Source organism: Actinotignum timonense (genome assembly GCF_030216305.1).
Classification (GTDB): domain Bacteria; phylum Actinomycetota; class Actinomycetes; order Actinomycetales; family Actinomycetaceae; genus Actinotignum; species Actinotignum timonense_A.
In genome coordinates, this window is record NZ_JASOKT010000004.1 from 130,566 (window position 1) to 147,537 (window position 16,972).

The 16,972-nt window shown below is 62.6% G+C and carries 13 protein-coding genes; 8 read left to right on the forward strand and 5 right to left on the reverse strand.

Annotated elements, in window-relative coordinates; translation table 11 throughout:
• Window positions 1-8: 8 nt before the first annotated feature.
• The 3 genes from QP305_RS04105 to QP305_RS04115 are packed head-to-tail and all read right to left on the reverse strand — an operon-like array spanning window position 9 to window position 4,103.
• Window positions 9-1,847: a hypothetical protein gene (locus QP305_RS04105; protein ID WP_284904118.1), complete on the reverse strand. Its 1,839-nt coding sequence runs from the start codon at window positions 1,845-1,847 to the stop codon at window positions 9-11.
• Window positions 1,848-1,901: 54 nt separating this feature from the next.
• Window positions 1,902-3,152, reverse strand: coding sequence for an ABC transporter ATP-binding protein (locus QP305_RS04110; RefSeq protein ID WP_284904120.1), 1,251 nt, complete (start codon window positions 3,150-3,152; stop codon window positions 1,902-1,904).
• Window positions 3,153-3,176: 24 nt separating this feature from the next.
• Window positions 3,177-4,103: an ABC transporter permease gene (locus tag QP305_RS04115; RefSeq protein ID WP_284904121.1), complete on the reverse strand. Its 927-nt coding sequence runs from the start codon at window positions 4,101-4,103 to the stop codon at window positions 3,177-3,179.
• A 230-nt stretch (window positions 4,104-4,333) separates the two neighbouring features.
• Between QP305_RS04115 and QP305_RS04120 the strand changes: the two genes are divergently transcribed.
• Both QP305_RS04120 and QP305_RS04125 read left to right on the forward strand, forming a co-directional pair.
• Window positions 4,334-5,914, forward strand: coding sequence for a hypothetical protein (locus QP305_RS04120; protein ID WP_284904123.1), 1,581 nt, complete (start codon window positions 4,334-4,336; stop codon window positions 5,912-5,914).
• Complete coding sequence (locus QP305_RS04125; RefSeq protein ID WP_284904124.1) at window positions 5,911-8,358, forward strand: glycosyltransferase; 2,448 nt, start codon at window positions 5,911-5,913, stop codon at window positions 8,356-8,358. Before QP305_RS04120 ends, QP305_RS04125 begins: the two co-directional genes overlap by 4 nt.
• A gap of 156 nt (window positions 8,359-8,514) precedes the next feature.
• Here QP305_RS04125 and QP305_RS04130 read toward each other — a convergent pair whose 3' ends face one another.
• Entirely contained in the window at window positions 8,515-9,933 is a 1,419-nt protein-coding gene (locus QP305_RS04130) for a glycosyltransferase family 39 protein (RefSeq protein ID WP_284904125.1), read from the reverse strand.
• A 126-nt stretch (window positions 9,934-10,059) separates the two neighbouring features.
• On the opposite strand from QP305_RS04130, the gene QP305_RS04135 reads away from it, so the two are divergent.
• From QP305_RS04135 to QP305_RS04150, 4 genes are all read left to right on the forward strand, one after another.
• Window positions 10,060-10,815, forward strand: a complete 756-nt coding sequence (locus tag QP305_RS04135) for a glycosyltransferase family 2 protein (RefSeq protein ID WP_284889314.1) — start codon at window positions 10,060-10,062, stop codon at window positions 10,813-10,815.
• Window positions 10,790-11,164 (forward strand): DUF2304 domain-containing protein, encoded by a 375-nt coding sequence (locus QP305_RS04140; RefSeq protein ID WP_234984475.1) that lies wholly within the window; start codon window positions 10,790-10,792, stop codon window positions 11,162-11,164. The genes QP305_RS04135 and QP305_RS04140 overlap by 26 nt, the downstream gene beginning before the upstream one ends.
• Window positions 11,165-11,196: 32 nt before the next feature.
• A complete protein-coding gene (locus tag QP305_RS04145; protein WP_087070499.1) occupies window positions 11,197-12,264 on the forward strand; it encodes an NAD-dependent epimerase/dehydratase family protein in 1,068 nt (355 codons plus the stop codon).
• Between the two features lie 87 nt (window positions 12,265-12,351).
• Window positions 12,352-13,431: an acyltransferase family protein gene (locus QP305_RS04150; protein ID WP_284904126.1), complete on the forward strand. Its 1,080-nt coding sequence runs from the start codon at window positions 12,352-12,354 to the stop codon at window positions 13,429-13,431.
• Between the two features lie 61 nt (window positions 13,432-13,492).
• Here the strand turns inward: QP305_RS04150 and QP305_RS04155 are convergent, their stop codons facing one another.
• Window positions 13,493-14,380 carry a glycosyltransferase family 2 protein gene (locus tag QP305_RS04155; RefSeq protein ID WP_284904127.1) on the reverse strand — a complete coding sequence of 296 codons (888 nt, stop codon included), beginning with the start codon at window positions 14,378-14,380 and terminating at the stop codon, window positions 13,493-13,495.
• 213 nt (window positions 14,381-14,593) lie between these two features.
• On the opposite strand from QP305_RS04155, the gene QP305_RS04160 reads away from it, so the two are divergent.
• Together QP305_RS04160 and QP305_RS04165 are read left to right on the forward strand one after the other, a co-directional pair.
• Window positions 14,594-15,913 (forward strand): hypothetical protein, encoded by a 1,320-nt coding sequence (locus QP305_RS04160; RefSeq protein ID WP_284904128.1) that lies wholly within the window; start codon window positions 14,594-14,596, stop codon window positions 15,911-15,913.
• Window positions 15,914-15,976: 63 nt separating this feature from the next.
• A complete protein-coding gene (locus QP305_RS04165) occupies window positions 15,977-16,966 on the forward strand; it encodes a glycosyltransferase family 2 protein (protein WP_284904130.1) in 990 nt (329 codons plus the stop codon).
• Window positions 16,967-16,972 lie beyond the last annotated feature (6 nt).

Here is a 16,972-nt window from a genome sequence, read left to right on the forward strand (position 1 = left end):
CCAGTGAGCTATTCCGCCAGCGTGACGATGGTGAAGTCCGCGTGCGGTTCTATCCGCAGGCGCGGGTCGGAAGCAATCTGCTCACGCAGGGCCTGCGCTTCCGCGGCGAAAGCATCCGCGGATCCCTGTTCGATTCCCCAGCGGAAATCAAAATTCGGGATGACCACCGCTTGCACCTGCCCGGTGTAGAGCACCTGCCACACCGAATGCCCGAAGTTCGCGTGTGGGCCGATCACGTCCTGCATTTCCGGCGTCCAGTTTTCCCGAGCCTGGGCCACGTCTTTATCGCCGAAGGTGTTGTAGAGAACCAAGTCAGATTCGCTCGCAATCACCCCGGCCAGGAAATCATTACCGTCCGAGACCGGGGAACTGAAAGCCACCACGGCATCGTCCGGCAAGGCAGCATCAAGTTTTTCTGGAATCTCACCGATAAGCACCCCAAGATGTGTGGCCCGGTCGCTAGCACCTACCGCCAAGCCCGCGAGGTTCGGGGCGGAAGCCAGCACTGCCAGCGCGGCCAAGATTCCGCAGGCCACCCGCCGCCCGCTGCCTCGCGCTTCCCGGCGCACCAGCGCGCTGATGCCGCTCGCGAGCGCCGCGAGCAGGGCCAGGCGAACCACCAGCATCCAGCGGTAGATAGCCCGCATAAGATCAAGGCCGGGAAGTTCCTCGTAGAGCGGTGCCCACGGGAAGGTCCATAAGGCTTCCGAGCGGGGCATAAGATAATCAGTCACCTGAATCGGCGGGGTCAAAGGCCCTCGGATTTCCCACCATTTCAGGGAGGGCCCTAGGGCAATAACAAAGGCCACCAGGGCTACGCCCACCCACAGCAGCACGTAGCGGCGCGACCCGCGCGCCCACACCAGCACGCAGATCAGCAATACCAGCGCGGTGATACCGATGTAATTCCAGCGGACGTTGGTGCCGTCCCCCCACAGCAGATCTGCATCCAGCCCGATTCCAAGGAGCTCCGCCCACCACACACTCGAGGTGGGGATAACCGTGGTGGCAACATCCACGCCCATGGAACGGAAGAAATCTTCGCTGGTACCCATACCGGCCAGGGCCCCACCGGCGCTGCGGTAATAGACCACGAGCGCCACGGCGCTGGCCACCGCCATATAAACAAAGCCCAGACCGGCATCCCGCAAGCCGCGGCGCCCGCGCAGCAGCGGAAGCACAATAACCACCACCCCGGCGGTGAAACCGAGCATGACGAAAGAATATCCGTCAAGGAAAACAGCCCAGGTGAGAACCCCGCACCAGCCAGCTAGAGCAAGAAGCCGGCGCCACCAGGGGGGCCGCAGCCAGAATTGCAGCAGCACCACGCCCACGTAGACGGTGGCGGGTAGGAGTAGCGCACCCCAGAAGGTGGTACCGAAATTCCCCATGCCGATAACGGAAGGGTTGATCATCCATACCGCTGCCGCTATCCCGGCGATCAGGCGGTGCGAGGTGAGCCAGAAGAACAGCCCGTACGCGCCCACCAGTGCCAGGACGATCCAGATGAGGTACCACGCAGAGAGCGCGGCGGCGTCGTCGCCAGGAAAAATGAGTGCAAAGAAGGTGGCCGCGCGGCTAAAAATACCACCGTTGACCGTGGCGGTACCTTCCGGGAAACCGATGATCGGGCAGCGGCCTTCTTGCAGGTACAGGCGCGGGAACTCGGTTCCGCATTGGAGGCGCCCGAGGTCGGCCACCCAGGCGTGTACCGGGCCGATGGCCCACGCGTTCACGCCGTAGATAAAGGACAGGGCGATGGAGTAGAGGAGGGCGCCCAGGCCCGCGAAGCCGCGGGTGCGCCACCGCAGCGGCGCGCTGCGTGGGTGGGCTTCGATAACTGGCACGTGGTTCCCCTCTATCCGCTCTATCCGCGGGAGCGATGGTGACCGCGAACGGTATTATTGCTCGGTTCCGCTCCCCGCCTCGATCTTAACATTGTGAACATAGACTTCGGGGAAGGTTTTGACGAATCCCGTGGTCATGCCATCGGATTTGGTGGTGAAGAGAGCAACGCTATTGCGCCGCTCGATTTCAATATCAGCACTGTCGAGAATCGCGATATTGACGATGTAATCGCCCTCCCCGATATGCAGATCGGGGAGCACCACCATGATGGTGGCGTAGTCTTTTTCTACCGCGGGGAGGGGAAGCTGGAGGCGGCGGCTGGACATTCCGAAAACCGGGGTGCCCTCGTTCATGGTGGCGATTTCCACCACCACGCCGTAATCGCGCATGGGTTCGTGGGCCACCAGATCGAAGGCAATGCGCATGGTATCACCGGAAATATGTACGAAAAGCCCGTCGTCGGAGGTACGCACGCCGTCCACAATCGCGGCATTGTCAATACTGCACGGGTGGGTATCCACCGCGGTGAGCACCCCGCCGTTCTTTTCCGCGAGTTCGGCGAGCATTTGTTCCTGGTAGCCCTGGTGGAGGCGGGACATCGCGTCACGCACATCCCCCACCATAACCATGGCGCCTTTATCCAGAACGACGGCGCGATCGCACACCTCAATCACTTGCGCCGCGGAATGTGACACCAGAATAATGGAGCGCCCTTCGCGCTGGAATTGGCGAATTTTCTCCATGCATTTCTTCTGGAAAGGCTCATCACCCACCGCGAGGACTTCATCCACGAGCAGGATATCCGGGTCGGAATGCACCGCCACCGCGAAAGCGAGGCGCACGTACATCCCGGAGGAATAGAACTTCACCTGGGTGTGGATGAAATCTCGAATCCCGGAAAACTCAATAATGGAATCAAGCTGGGCGTCGATCTCCGCTTCGGACAAGCCCAGGATAGAAGCATTGAGATAAATATTTTCCATGCCGGTGAGATCCGGGTGGAAACCGGCACCCAATTCGAGAAGCGCGGCCATGCGCCCGCGGGTGCGGACCTGGCCGGCATCGGGGGTGAGGATCCCACCGATCACTTTGAGGAGGGTGGATTTACCCGAACCGTTCGCCCCCACCAAGCCCACCGATTCTCCGGCGGCCACGTTGAAGGACACGTTCTTAAGCGCCCAGTATTCTTCCGCGTGGGTGCGCGAACGGGCGGCATTGACCAGGCGTTCCTTGAGGGATTTATCTTTGTGGACGATGAATTTCTTCGAAACTCCGTCAACTTGAATGACGTCGGGACGTGACATGAGAATCCTTGACTCGCCTTTCCTTTAGAGTTCCTGCGCGAAGTTACGTTGCATACGGGCGAAGTAGCGCTGCGCGAGCCAGAGAAGCACCAGCCCGATGATAAGGAAGATTCCCAGGCGGGTGAGGAGATGGGAGGGCAGCAGGGCATCCTGCCCGGCCGCCCAGAAGGAATGCTGGAAGCCCATAACCGCCACCGAGGTGGGGTTGAGGAGATAGAGGTTAATCATCCAGCTGGGCGCCGCCCCGGCGATCATCGCGAAAGAATAGACGGAGGGGGTGAGCCAGAATCCGATGAGAAGAATAACCTCCACGAGGTATTGCACATCCCGCAGATAAACATTCGCGGCGGAGAGGAACAGCCCGAAGGCCACCGCCCACACCACCACCACCGCCAGGGAGATGGGGAAGTAGATGAGGGCGCTCCCCCACGGCACCCCGCGAATAATAAGGGCCCCGCATACCAGAATGGCCAGTTGGGAGAGGAAGTCCACAAAGGCCGCACCGGCCGCGGAGAGCGGGAAGATTTCGCGCGGAAGATAAACCTTCTTGACGATCCCGGAATTACTCACGATCGCCCCGGTGGAGGCCGCCACGATCTGGGAGAAAAGCCCCCAGGCGGTCAGCCCCGCGAAAACATAGATGGCGAAATCGGGGATGGCGCGTTCGGCGCCCAGCACCTTGCCGATGGCGAAATAGTAGATGAGCAGGTTAATGAGGGGCCGCACCAGGGTCCACACGTACCCGAGCACCGAATCCTTGTAGCGTGCTTTGAGTTCGCGCCGGGTGAGCAGGCCCAAGAGGTGGCGATGGTCGAAAATATCGCGGACGGAAGCTCGCCATCCGCTAAAGAACCCGGTGTCAATAGCCACGCGCGTGAGATCCTGGCTGGCGAGTTTCTCGAAGCGTGTTTGCGCTTCGGGGCTCACCTCGCGTTCGCGCTCTGCTGCCATACCCGACCTTTCCTGCCGGCATCCGCGCTGATGGCTCCCCACCCGGGTTAGCCGCGCGTATGCACCTATCTGTCTCATACTACCTAGCTGCGGGCCAAGCCGCGCGCACAGCCGCGCACCGTCAGCGCCACCTCGCATCGCCTTGTACGATAGAGAAAGTAAGTTTCACCCGGGAGCCGCCGCGGCTATGCGAGCCGCGCTTGCCGCCCCGCGGAGGATGATAGGCAGTCATGAGTGTTTGTGTTCTTGTTCCCGCCGGAGCCGGGCCTGCTTTAGCGCGGGCCCTCCCCTACCGTGTTGCGGAGCTCATTCCGGGCCAGCCCGCCCCGCGCGCGGATCTCGCGGCGGGAGAAACGATCACCGCGGTGGTGACCACTCCCGGTGCCATCACGAAAACAGCCCTCGCGCAGCTCCTGAGCACCCCGGGGCCTAATACCGCGTGGGGCGCGGCCGCGGATTCTTCACCGCAACCAAGTGCGGATACCACCGCGAGCGCCAGCGCGGATACCACCGCGAGCGCGCCGGAAACCCCCGATTCCCGCAGCGTCCTCGCGGTTCCCGCCCCGGTCTACACTTTTGATTCGCGGGCGCTCCACCTGTGCGGCGGTCTCGATACCGCGTTCTCGCTTCCGGCTCTGGCCGTGGATGCCCAGTGGCGCCTCACCGCCGCCGGAGTACCGGGTGAGCAGCGCACCACCGCCCTCCTCGAAACCGGCACCCCCGATCTGGATACCACCGATTACCTGCGCATCCTCACGAAGAATCTTTCCCCGGCCTACCAGCTGGAATTCCTCGCCCCGCTCTTCACCGCGCTGATCGATCACCCGATCCGCAGCTCCGGGGTGGATACCGCGGCCCTGGATCTAGCCCGCCGCCCCGGGAACGACGACGTCCCCTCCCTCCCCGTCCCCTCCACCACTTTCAGCGGTGCCCAGGTGGTGCGCGACTGGAGCGCCTCGCTGGCCGGCCTGGAAGACCGGCACGCCGCGGCCACGGCCGCCGCCCGCATCCCGGATCGCCGCCTGCCCCATATGGCCGATTTCCTTGACCGGGTCTGGGCCAGCGCCGGTATTCCCGCCGCCGAACGGGATTTCCTGGAAAGCGCTTTCGCTGATGTGCGCCGCGATGATGAGCCGAGTATTGCTTTCGCGGTGGCGGCTTCCGATACCGCGGCCCGCGCCCGTTTCGAGCAGATTGCCGGCGCGCTTTCCGAGCCGCTCTACCTGTGGGATCCGGAAAGCAAAGAGCTGAGCGAGCGCAGCGCCGATCCCGCCGCACCGTTCCAAGCGGCGCGCCGCGATATGGCCAGCGCCGTCGACACAATTGCCGTGACCTATATTCTCAATCTCCCGGCCCGCGCGGTTCCGTGGACCGGAACCCACGGGGTGGTGATTGCCGATGTCACCACCGCGAATCTCACCGCGATGGTCCGCACCGATTGGGTGGGGGTGACCGGCACGGAAAGCGTGGGCGCGAACGCCAGCGTCCTCAACGAAACGCTCACCGTTGCGGATCGCGTGATCACCGCGGATACCGCCCAGCGTGATTTTGTGCTCGGGGCCCTGTCCGGGAACTATCGTTTGGATCAGAATACGTACGACGACGATCACTCCCTCACCAGCCTCGTCGCCCAGGAAAACGGCGGTATTGCGGCGGCCCTCGCCGCGCTACGCTCCCCCGTCCACTCCTATGAACGGGTGGAAACCACCCAGCTGTACGAAGAGCCCGGCAAGCCCGGTGCCCGCAAGCATCCCCACCTGCGCCGCGCGCTGCGCGGCCTAGCCAGCACTCTCAAGGGAGAACGCAAGTGACCTCTGTTTCCGTTATTCTTGTCAATTTCCGCGGGGCGGAGGATACCATTGCCGCCGCGCATTACCTGCGTGAATGTGATTGGCCCGCGCAGGATCTGGAGATCGTCGTCGTCGATAATAATTCCGGGGATGGTTCCTACGAGCGCCTGCGCGCCGAACTACCCGACTGCCAGGTACTGCAATCGGGCGCTAACCTGGGCTTCACCGGGGGCTGCAACTTCGGGGTGGAGCATTCACGCGGGGATATCGTGGCTTTCCTCAATAATGATGCCCGGCCCGGCAAGAAGTGGATTCGCGCCGCGGTAGAGGCGATTGAAGCGGACCCGAAGGTGGGATGCGTCGCCTCCAAGGTGCTCACCTGGGAAGGCGACAGAATCGATTTCGTCGACTCCTCGATGACGTGGTTCGGGATGGGCTACAAGCGCGAGGCGGAGCGGGAAGATACCGGCGCCTGGGATACCCCGAAGAATGTGCTCTTCCCCACCGGGGCCGCTATGTTCGTGCCGCGCCGCGTTTTCGAGGAACTGGGCGGTTTCGATGACCGCTACTTCATGTTCTATGAGGACGCTGATTTCGGCTGGCGCGCCAACCTGGCCGGATACGATGTGCGCTACGTTCCTGAATCGGTGGCCTACCACCGCCACCACGTCACCATGAAGAAGTTCGGGAATTTCCGGGAAACGTATTTCCTGGAACGCAATGCGCTGGCCTGCCTGTACAAGAATCTCGGCGATGATCTGCTCCGCACGGTATTCGCTCCCGCCCTCGCTTTTGCCCTGGAGCGCAGCGCGGAACGTAGCGAGGTGGAAGAGCGCCGCGGCCCGGATTCCTATCGTGCCGCGGAAGGCACCATCACGAAAATTGCTGCCACTGCACCCTACGCGGTCTCGTATTTCCGCGATATTTTGCCCTCCCTCGTGGAATCGCGCCGGGAGATCCAGGCCGGGCGCAAGAAGTCCGATGCGGAGATTATTACCCTCATGCGTAATGCCATGGAGCCGGCCTATCCGCTGCCGCGCTACCTGGATCTCCACGAGGCACTGGCGCGTTTCTTCGGCATCGCGAAGCGTTTTTCCGGGCAGGCGAAGGTGCTGGTAGTCACCGGTGAACCCATCGGGGAAAAAATGGCCGGACCGGCTATCCGCGCCTGGGAGATGTGCACCCGCCTGGCCCTTGAGCACCCGGTGCGGTTGTGTTCCACGGCCGGCGTCGGCAAGGTAGCCCCCCAGGCTTTCGAGATCCACAATGGCGATACCGATACCCTGCGCGCCTGCACCGATTGGGCGGACGTCATTATTTTCCAGGGCTTCCTGCTGGAAAGCGCCCCGTGGCTCATGAGCTCGGAAAAGATCATCGTGGCCGATATTTACGATCCCATGCACCTCGAGCAGCTCGAACAGGCCCGCGACCAGGGCCCGGAGGGCCGCGAACGCTCCATTACCGGGGTGACCGGGGTGCTCAACCGGCAGCTGGCCCGCGCCGATAAATTCCTGTGCGCCTCGGATAAGCAGCGCAATTTCTGGCTCGGGCAGCTGGCGAGCATGGGTCGTATCAACCGCAATGTCCTCCCCGACGGCGCGGATGTGCGCAGCCTTATCGATATTGCGCCCTTCGGCCTGGGCGAAGAAGCACCCCGGCAAACCGAGCACGCCATCCGCGGGAAGGTTCCCGGCATCGGCATGGATGACAAGGTCATCCTGTGGGGCGGCGGGGTCTATAACTGGTTCGACCCGCTTTCCCTCATCCGCGCGGTCGCCCAGCTTTCCCACACCCACCCGGATGTGCGCCTCTACTTCCTGGGAATGAAACACCCGAATCCGGGGGTGCCGGCCATGCGGGTCGCCTCCGAAGCGGTGGCCCTGGCCGACGAGCTGGAGCTCACCAACCGCTTTGTATTCTTCAACCACGACTGGGTCCCCTACCACGAACGCCAGAACTACCTGCTGGACGCAAACGTGGGAGTCTCTACCCATTTCGAGCACGTGGAAACCCAGTTCTCCTTCCGCACCCGCATCCTCGACTACCTGTGGGCGGGGCTACCCATCGTGGCGACCAGCGGGGATTCCTTCGGGAACGCCCTCGATAGCGAAGGCATCGGTATCTCGGTGCCCCCGCGCGACGTGAAGGCCCTGGCCGCCGCGCTCGAAACACTGTTATACGACGACGCCGCAGCGGCCCGCGCACGTGCGAATATCGCCGGTTTCGCCCAGCAGTTCCACTGGGATAGGGCGCTCGCCCCGCTGCTGGAGTTCTGCCGGCACCCGCGCCGGGCCTCGGATCTGGCTTTCCGCACCGGCGACGATGTGCCGGGAACCATGCTCGGCTTTATCGACCCCGGTTTCAACCCGGTACGCGATCTCAAACTCGTGGTGGATTACCTGCGCACCGGCGGCCCGAAGGTGCTGGCCTCCAAGGTGAAGTCCCGGCTGCGTAAATACATCTAGGACATCTCGGATGCCTCGTGCGCCTGCGGCAGGTGCACAGATGCCCGCGGATCGCTCTTCGCGTTCCGCGGGCATCTTCATGTTCATGCCGCTGGCATTTGTGGGCAAGCTGCTACGCTGCGGCGCTGTACTGCCACAATGCGCCGCCACGCCACCCTACGTTGCCGAGGGAATAATGAGGGCGTAGCCATACATGCAGGCGGTCACAATTGCCAGGCCCCAGGTCACGGAATGGCGCAGCTTAATCCAGGCAGCAGCCGCGCAGAAGAGTGGGATAAGAACCATGCCGTAGCGGTGCTGCATAAAGGTGAGGGAGCCGGCGAGGATATTGAAACCGAGCACCACCCCCGGGGCTATACCGAGGAAGGACACCGCGGCAGCCTGGCAGAAACGCTGCTCCACAGTAGAGTGGCGTTCCAGAATCCAGGCCACGCACACAATGGCGGTAATTCCCAGCCAGAGCGCCACGCTCGCGAAAGGTGACTTCGGGTATTGCTCGGCTGTCCCACCAATCCCGGCGAAAACAATTTGCAGCGCATCATCGGTCATATAGGGCAGCTGGCGCAGATCGAGCACCCCGGTTGGATCCACCACAATATCCGGGCGTGCCACCGTAATGAAGGGGCGGATAACCAACCAGGCCCCGCCCGCTACCGCGGACACCAGCCCGAGGGCGCCAATTTCCCACCAGCGCGGCAAGGTGGCAGGCTCCGCGGCAGCTTTCTTACCCCAGCCGTTTCCGGGCCGCATCCGGTACCACACCAGGAAAATAAGGGCCGCCACCACCGCGAAAATATTTTGCATTTTCACCACGCAGGCCACCGCGGCAATAAGAAGCAGCCAACCGAGAGACCATTGCCGGCGCGCGTAGAAAATACTCCCGAAAATAATGAGGGTGCCCACCAGGAGATTGAGAGCATCCGGGGTGATATAGCAATTCGTAGTGCGGAAAGTCGGCATAGAGGTGATGAGGAGCGGCACCGTGAGCGCCATCGCCCAGGTGGCACCAACGCGGCGCATTCCCCAGGCAAGGACCGTCATCCCCAGCACCAACCAGAGCACGCTGGTGAGGCGAGCGCTACCCAGCAAACCCATCCCGAGCATCATAAACGGCTTAGCCAGCCAGGCGGTGAGGAAGTAGTAGACCGGGGAATGCACCCCGGCGGTGGTGTAGCCCGCGAAGGGGAGCTTCTCATCAGGGAAATCGCCCCCGCACACCCCGATAGTTGCCGAACTGACCGGATTGGAACCGAAACCGAGGCAGGCCAGCACCTCACGGGCGTACGAATCCGTGGTCATCCCGTCACGCACCACGATCCCGCGACCGGCCTTATCCACCGCATCGAGGTACACGTATTCATCGAAGGGAGACAGGTGCGGATTGGTGATGATGAAGTGCAGATTGAGTGCCCCACCCAGAATCCCGAAGAACACCAGAACGGCTAACCACACCACCCAGGGGCGCCCGGCACTGATTCTGCGCAACCGCGATACCAGAGCCGCCCGATGCGTCGAGCGTTGAGAAGATGAAGCGGCCTGGGGTGCCCGAACATCTGCGTGTGTGGCTACAACCATGGATTTCCTTGAGATGGACAACGTTTCACTTGCCGCGTTATCTTATCGCGAAGTACCACCCCTCATATAGGGCACACAGCACGGGCGTTCGTTCAAGCCCGGGCCTCAATGGCCTAAAATCAAAGAATGACTTCTGAGCAAGACAGGCACCCACGTCTCGTCGTTCTCATTCCGGCCTGGAATGAAGAAGAGGCGCTGCCGGCGGTTCTCACCGAATTACGCCAGGCAGTACCGCACGCATCCCTCGTGGTCATTAACGATTGCTCCCGGGATGCCACCGCCCAGGTGGCCGCGGCCGGCGGGGCAACAGTCCTCAATCTACCCATTAACCTCGGGGTGGGCGGCGCGATGCGCACCGGCTACCTGTACGCCTGGCGCCACGGTTTTGACCGCGCCGTGCAGGTGGATGCCGATGGCCAGCACCGCCCCGAAGATATTGCCCGCCTCCTCGAAAAGATGGATGCCACCGGTGCCGATATTGTGATCGGGGCGCGTTTTGCGGAACGGGGCTCCTATCGGGTACGCGGCCCGCGCGCCTGGGCCATGCGCTTCCTCTCCCGCGTACTCTCCCGCGTCCATCACACCCGGCTCACGGACACCACCTCGGGTTTCAAGCTCACGAACCGGAAGGCCATCGGGGTGCTCGCCGATGAACTCCCGGCCGAATACTTAGGCGATACCATCGAGGCTCTTATTATCGCCAGCAAAGCCGGGCTGCGCGTTACCCAGGTAGGCGTGGAGATGCGCGAACGGCAGGGCGGCACCCCCTCCCATAACCCACTCAAAGCCGCGCGCCTGCTGCTGCGCGGTATTATCGCCATGGCGGTAGCCTCTACCCGCCCCGGCCAAAAAGATCTTGACGGAACCGAAGGAAGGCAATAACGTGCTCTACCGCCTCTTGCCGATCGCCGCGAGCATCCTCTTCCTCGTGTACCTGTTTATCCTGCTGCGCTCGCGGCGGATGAAACAAACCTACGTATATATCTGGTTCCTTATCGGCATTGGCCTGCTCGTTATTTCGATCTGGCCCCAGGTTGTTTTCCTCGTCTCCCAAGCCCTCGGTTTCAAACGCGCCTCCAATATGATTCTGGTGATCGCGTGCGTGGTGCTCCTCATGGTGACGATCCAGCTATCCACCGCCGTCTCCCGCTTGGAAGAAGACCGGCGGCGTTTGGCTGAAGAAATAGCTTTACTGCGCGCGGAGCGCGCTGCGCCCCCAGCCGAGGCGTAAACTTCATGTGCATCAATACAGGAAGGACTTCCATGCGCATTCTTGTTACCGGTGGTGCCGGTTTCATCGGAGCGGCGATGTCAACATACCTCGCCGACCATCACGAGCAGGTTATCGCTTTCGATAATCTGCACCCGCAGATCCACCCGGATCACCAGCCCACGGCCGGCTTCGATAAGCGCGTGGAGCTCTACGAAGCAGATGTGACCGACCCGGCCGCCTGGGATACCTTGCTGGAGCGCTTCACCCCGGATGTTGTGGTCCATTTGGCGGCGGAAACCGGAACCGGGCAGTCCCTGACCGAATCCACCCGGCACGCCTCCGTGAACGTGGTGGGCACCACCACGATGCTCGATGCCTTCGCGCGCCACCAGGTCATCCCGCAGCGCATTGTTCTTGCCTCCTCGCGCGCGGTCTACGGCGAGGGTGCCTGGCGGCATACCTCCGGGGAGCACGCCGGTGAGCTGTTCTACCCCGGTTCGCGTACCGTGGCCATGTTCGAAAAAGAAGAATGGGATTTCCCGGAGGCCGAGCCGGTGGCCATGAACGCCGCCCTGGTGGAACCGCACCCGTCCTCGGTCTACGCGGTCACCAAGATCGCCCAGGAACAGCTACTGCGCATGTGGGGCGATGCTTTCGGCTGTGAGATCGGGATTGTGCGCCTGCAAAACGTGTACGGCCCGGGCCAAACGCCCTCCAATCCCTACACCGGGATCATGTCCCTCTTCTGCAGGGTTGCCTACAATAAGCAGCAGATTTCCGTCTACGAAGACGGCCTCATCCGCCGCGATTTCATCATTATTGATGACGTAGCCCGCGCCCTCATTAAGATGATCGAAATTGAGAAGTGCCCGGGAGTCTCCGTGGATATCGGGGCGGGCCACTACACCACTATCCTCGAAGCCGCCCAAATTATCGCGAAGATTTACGGGGCGCCCGAACCGAAGATCACCGGTCAGTGGCGCCACGGCGACGTACGCCACGCCTGGGCGGATCCGGCCCCTGCCCGCGAGCTCCTCGGATTCGAGGCCGAGGTGGACGTGGAAGAAGGCTTCACGCGCCTTGCTTCCTGGATTAACACCCAGACCCAGTATCTCTAAACCCGATAACCGCAGCGCGGCGTGCGGCGACGACCCGGCACCAGCGGCGTCGTCGCCCCGCCGCAATGGGACCACGCGAAGGAACGTATGCGCACATGGCTTGACCCCCGCAATAATTCGCTGAATCTGATTCGGCTTGTTTTTGCGCTGATGGTACTTTTCCACCACGTGGGGCCGGTAACCCAGCTCGTCGGGGAATTTGAGATCACACCCGGCGAATCGGTGGGTGCCTGGGCTGTTTTCGGTTTCTTTATGATTTCCGGGTATCTCATTACCGCGGCGCGCCTGCGTTCGGATGTGGGGCGCTACCTCAAGAACCGCGTGGTTCGGATTTTCCCGGCCTTCCTGTTCATCAATGTGGTGACGGCCTTCCTCCTCGCGCCCTTCGTCTATATCCTTGACCACGGCACTCTGGATGGCTACCTCACCACCGGCCCCACGCCGATCAGCTATATCCTGGGCAATTTCTTCCTCTATATGAACCAGTGGGGCATCGCGGATACTCTCCACAATGTCCCCTACCCCATTGCCTGGAACGGCTCGCTGTGGTCGCTCTACTACGAGTTCGTGTGCTACCTCATTGTGGGCGCGCTGCTCACCATCCCTTTCTTCAAGCGGCATATCTGGCCCACGGCCGTGATTTTCCTGGGCACCTGCGCGCTGCGGGTCTTCCTCCCCACCGCCACGGTCTACCTGGGCACGATGAACGGCACCCTCGACCAGCTCTCGCGCCTGCTGCCCTTCTTCTTCGGTGGCTCACTGCTTTTCCTGGCGAAAGACCGCCTCAGCCTCACCACCTGCGGTGCGCTGGGGGCAACGGTTGCGGCCGTGGCGATTATGGTGGTGGCTCCGCATTCCGGGCCGCAGATTTCCGCGCCGCTCCTCACCTACGTGCTGCTGTGGATCGGGCAGACGCTCCCCTCCCCGCGGCTCTTCCAGGTCCACGATTTCAGCTACGGCATCTACATTTGGGGCTTCCCGCTCACCCAGCTGCTCACCCGCCTCGGCTTGGCCGACGCAGCGCCCTACCTGGTTTTCTGCGCGGTTCTTTTCGTGCTCACCGCCCTGGGCGCGGCATTCTCCTGGTTCCTGGTGGAACGACCCGCCATGCGGGCTTCGCGCGGGAAAAAGAATCCCTTCGGGGAGTTGCGCGCGCCGGCGCGCTAGTGGGTGCGAAGAAGCGCGCTGCGGGGCGTGCGTCGTCGTACCAAGAACGACGACGCCGGGCCTAGCTGCCGAGCAGGTGACGCAGCAGGGTACGTATCCCGGTGGAGCTGCGCTCCTTGAGGGCCCGCGGCAGCAAGGTGGCGGCGTAGAGGCGTGAGGTGGCGTGCAACCGGGCCGCCCGCTGGGCTTTGGTCCAGCCGCGGCGCTTCATCTCCTCCGCAGCGAGCGCGAAATAGCGCCGTTCCCCGGCGAAGCGGGTGCCGTCTAGAAGCTTGGAGGCGGAGGCGGAAGAATCGTGGCGGCGGTAACGGAAGCACACGGTGGGCTCCACGAGCAGGGAAGCACCGGCGGCCAGCATATCGACGACGATAGCGAGATCCTGGATGAGGGGGAAGCCGGGGCGGAAGGGGGTGGCGCGAATGGTCTCGGTGCGGAAAACGAGCGAGGGCCAGTAGAGCCAGTCCCCGGTGAGGAGTACCGCGGCGGCACCTTCCCCGGAAATAACATTGCCCATCCGGGTGGAGCGCTTGCGCAGCGAGGTTTTGATGCGGTCCCCCAGCGGAGAAATAACGGTGCCCTCCGCGTCGATCGGGCGCACCCCGGGCTGAATAATATCGATGGTGGGGTGGGCGGCAATAGCGGCCTGGATGGTGGAAACAAAATTCGGTTCCATCACGTCATCGCAGCCCATGAACATCATGTACTCGGCGGTGGCCAGCTTCAGGCAGGTTTCGTAGTTTTCGGTAATGCCGCGGTTCGTTTCGTTGCGGATATAGGTGATGCGCTCATCATGCAGCTGGGCGAAGTAGTCGGGAACGCTCTCATCGGGATAGCAATCGTCCACCACGGTGAGCTTCCACTCATCGCTATCCTGGGCCAGGACCGATTCCACGGTTTGGAAGAGGTAGTCCGGGTTCCCCCAGAAGGGCAGCATGATATCGAGGCGCATCGGGCGTGATCCTTTCTGTGGCGAAGCGGCTTTGCGTTTCGCCGCCATCCGTACTAGCGCCTATTATGGCACGGGCGCGCTCAGGGCGCTGGTCCGGGCGGGCGCGCAGCGGGCGCGGTGAGCCAGCCTGCCCGAAGCGTGCCGTTAGCCCGGCTGCCCGGGCGGGCCGCGCCCTATACTTAAGAAATCCTGCGAAGAGAAAGGCCATCCGTGATGTCCACCGCCGCTGGCCAGAGCTCAGAAACTGCCGGGGCTGCGCTGCCCGTTGCCTTAGGGGGTGCCTCCGGGGCGCTGTCCGGTTTCTTTATTACGGTGGTGAGCGCACGCTCGCTCTCCCCTACCGATAACACCCTGTTTTTGACCTTCTGGGCCGCCCTTTTCGCCATTATTGCCATCGTGGCGGGCCTCCAAAATGAAGTGACGCGAGCGGTGCGCCAGGACCGGGTGGAGAGCCTCGAACGCGTGGAAAGCGGCGAACGGGTGGAAAACCCTGAGCGGGTGGAAAGCCGCGCGGGTGTGGATTCCGGGGCCGCGGGCCCGCGTTACCGCACTTCGCCGGTCCTCATCTGTGCGGGGGTGGGCGTATGCGCCGCGCTCCTGGTGCTGGCTGCCACGCCGCTGTGGCTGCGAGTCTTTCACGGGTTTTCCGGGCGCGGGCTCCTCATTGCTTTTATTGCCCTGGGGGTGCTTCTCAACAGCGTGCATTTAGGGCTCCTCGGAGTTTTCGCGGGGCGCGGGAAGTGGAAGATTTTCGGTACCCTCACCTCGCTGGAACCGGCCCTGCGTTTCCTCTTCATTGCGGTAGCCGGATATCTCAGCCTTGCGCTCCACCTCTACGCCCTCGCCTGCGTGCTGGCCTGCGGTACCTGGCTGCTGCTCAGCGCCGCGCCGGGGGTGCGGGCTTTGGCACGCACCCGCATTAATATTGCGCCGCGGGGTTTGGTGCGCCGCCTCTTGCTCGCCATGGCCGCCACCGGGGCCAGCGCGCTTCTTATTAACGGTTTTCCGCTCCTTATGAGCCTGACCACCGAGCCGGTGGTGTTCTCTAAAGCAGCCCCGCTCATTCAAGCGGTGTCCGTGACTAGGGCTCCCCTCATGCTTCCCCTGGTGGCTTTCCAGTCCATGGTGATCACGGTCTTCGTCCAGCACCCCGAACGCACCCGCGGCTATTTGCTGCGTCTGGCCGTTATTGTGGGCGGAATTGGCGGGGTTGGCGCCCTGGCCGCGGCCGCGTGCGGCCCGTGGCTCATGGCGGTTATTTTCGGGCCGGCTTATGCGAATACTCCCCTGATCCTGGGCTTCTTGGTGCTTGCTGCGGCCTGCCTGGCTCTTCTTACCCTGACCGGGGCGGTGGCGCTGGCTGCCGATCACCACCGGCTCAATATTCTGGGCTGGTGCGTGGCCCTGGTGGTCTCCGTCGCCATCATGCTCCTCCCCGTATCCCTGGAAACGCGCACGGTTATCTCCCTGGTGGTGGGCCCGCTGCTGGGGAGCATCTGCCATATCTTCGGCCTGGTGCGCCGCACTCGATAGCACGCTAGCGCCGGAGCGGCGCGCGGGTACCATGGAGACTACTGAGCTGACCTAGGAGGAAACATGGCACGGGTATCCGTTATCACTCCCGCCTACCGCGGTGAGGACACTATTCGGCGCGCGGTTGTATCGGTCCTGGGCCAAACCATGCCCGATGTGGAGCTCATCGTTGTGGATGATCACTCCCCGGATAACACCGCCGGCGTGCTGCGCGACCTGGAAAAAGAACTTGCCGATAACCGCCTCACCGTGATCTACCACGAGAATAATACCGGGGTCTCCGGGGCCCGGAACTCCGCCCTTGAGCGCGCGTCCGGGGACTATATTGCTTTCCTTGACGGGGATGATTACTGGGAATCCATCTATCTGGAACGGATGCTGCGTGAAGTAGAAAGCGCGCCCGATACCGATGTGGTGTGCTGCGGGCGCACTATTCATCTTTCCAACGGCCAGACGCGCACCGAACATTCTCGTTTCCTCGGCACCCTGGCGGGCGCGGAGGCGGTACGTGCTTTCCTCACCGATAACCTCACCCCGTTCCTCTGGGATAAGCTTTTCGCCGCTGCCACTTTCCAGGGACTACGTTTCCCCGAGCATATTCACCGCGGGGAAGATCAGGTTGTTGCCGCGATAGCACTTTCCCGGGCCCGGCGCGTCACCTCAATTCCCGATGCCCTGGCCAATTACGTGGTGGGCACCCAGTCTCTCACTTGGGGTCGCGTTCCCGATCCGCAAGAATACGAGGATGCCGCACGTTTCCTAGCCGAGCAGCTCGGACCGGAATGGATGGCAGAACCGGAAAACCTTTCCGCTTTTTTGGTGTATCGCACCCTCGCCATGATGATCTTGGCGCAATCGGCCATGCGTTCGGAGAAAGACACCGCCGATATTGTGCGCGCGGCAAGGAGCTCTATTAGCTTGCCCATGCTGCGCGCTACCGCGCAGGCTCGCCCGCAGCTGGCGGCCGGAGCCGCCCTGCTGCGTACCTGCCCCGCGCTCTACCGCAAGATCTACCTGCGCTACGTGCGCAGCACCTACGCCATCGCGGATTAATAGCGG

Bases quoted from the DNA above. Each gene is read 5' to 3' on its own strand.
- QP305_RS04120 (WP_284904123.1), top strand. From the start codon at position 4,334: ATGAGTGTTTGTGTTCTTGTTCCCGCCGGAGCCGGGCCTGCTTTAGCG.
- QP305_RS04130 (WP_284904125.1), bottom strand. From the start codon at position 9,933: ATGGTTGTAGCCACACACGCAGATGTTCGGGCACCCCAGGCCGCTTCA.
- QP305_RS04160 (WP_284904128.1), top strand. From the start codon at position 14,594: ATGTCCACCGCCGCTGGCCAGAGCTCAGAAACTGCCGGGGCTGCGCTG.
- QP305_RS04115 (WP_284904121.1), bottom strand. From the start codon at position 4,103: ATGGCAGCAGAGCGCGAACGCGAGGTGAGCCCCGAAGCGCAAACACGC.
- QP305_RS04110 (WP_284904120.1), bottom strand. From the start codon at position 3,152: ATGTCACGTCCCGACGTCATTCAAGTTGACGGAGTTTCGAAGAAATTC.
- QP305_RS04135 (WP_284889314.1), top strand. From the start codon at position 10,060: ATGACTTCTGAGCAAGACAGGCACCCACGTCTCGTCGTTCTCATTCCG.
- QP305_RS04155 (WP_284904127.1), bottom strand. From the start codon at position 14,380: ATGCGCCTCGATATCATGCTGCCCTTCTGGGGGAACCCGGACTACCTC.
- QP305_RS04165 (WP_284904130.1), top strand. From the start codon at position 15,977: ATGGCACGGGTATCCGTTATCACTCCCGCCTACCGCGGTGAGGACACT.
- QP305_RS04145 (WP_087070499.1), top strand. From the start codon at position 11,197: ATGCGCATTCTTGTTACCGGTGGTGCCGGTTTCATCGGAGCGGCGATG.
- QP305_RS04150 (WP_284904126.1), top strand. From the start codon at position 12,352: ATGCGCACATGGCTTGACCCCCGCAATAATTCGCTGAATCTGATTCGG.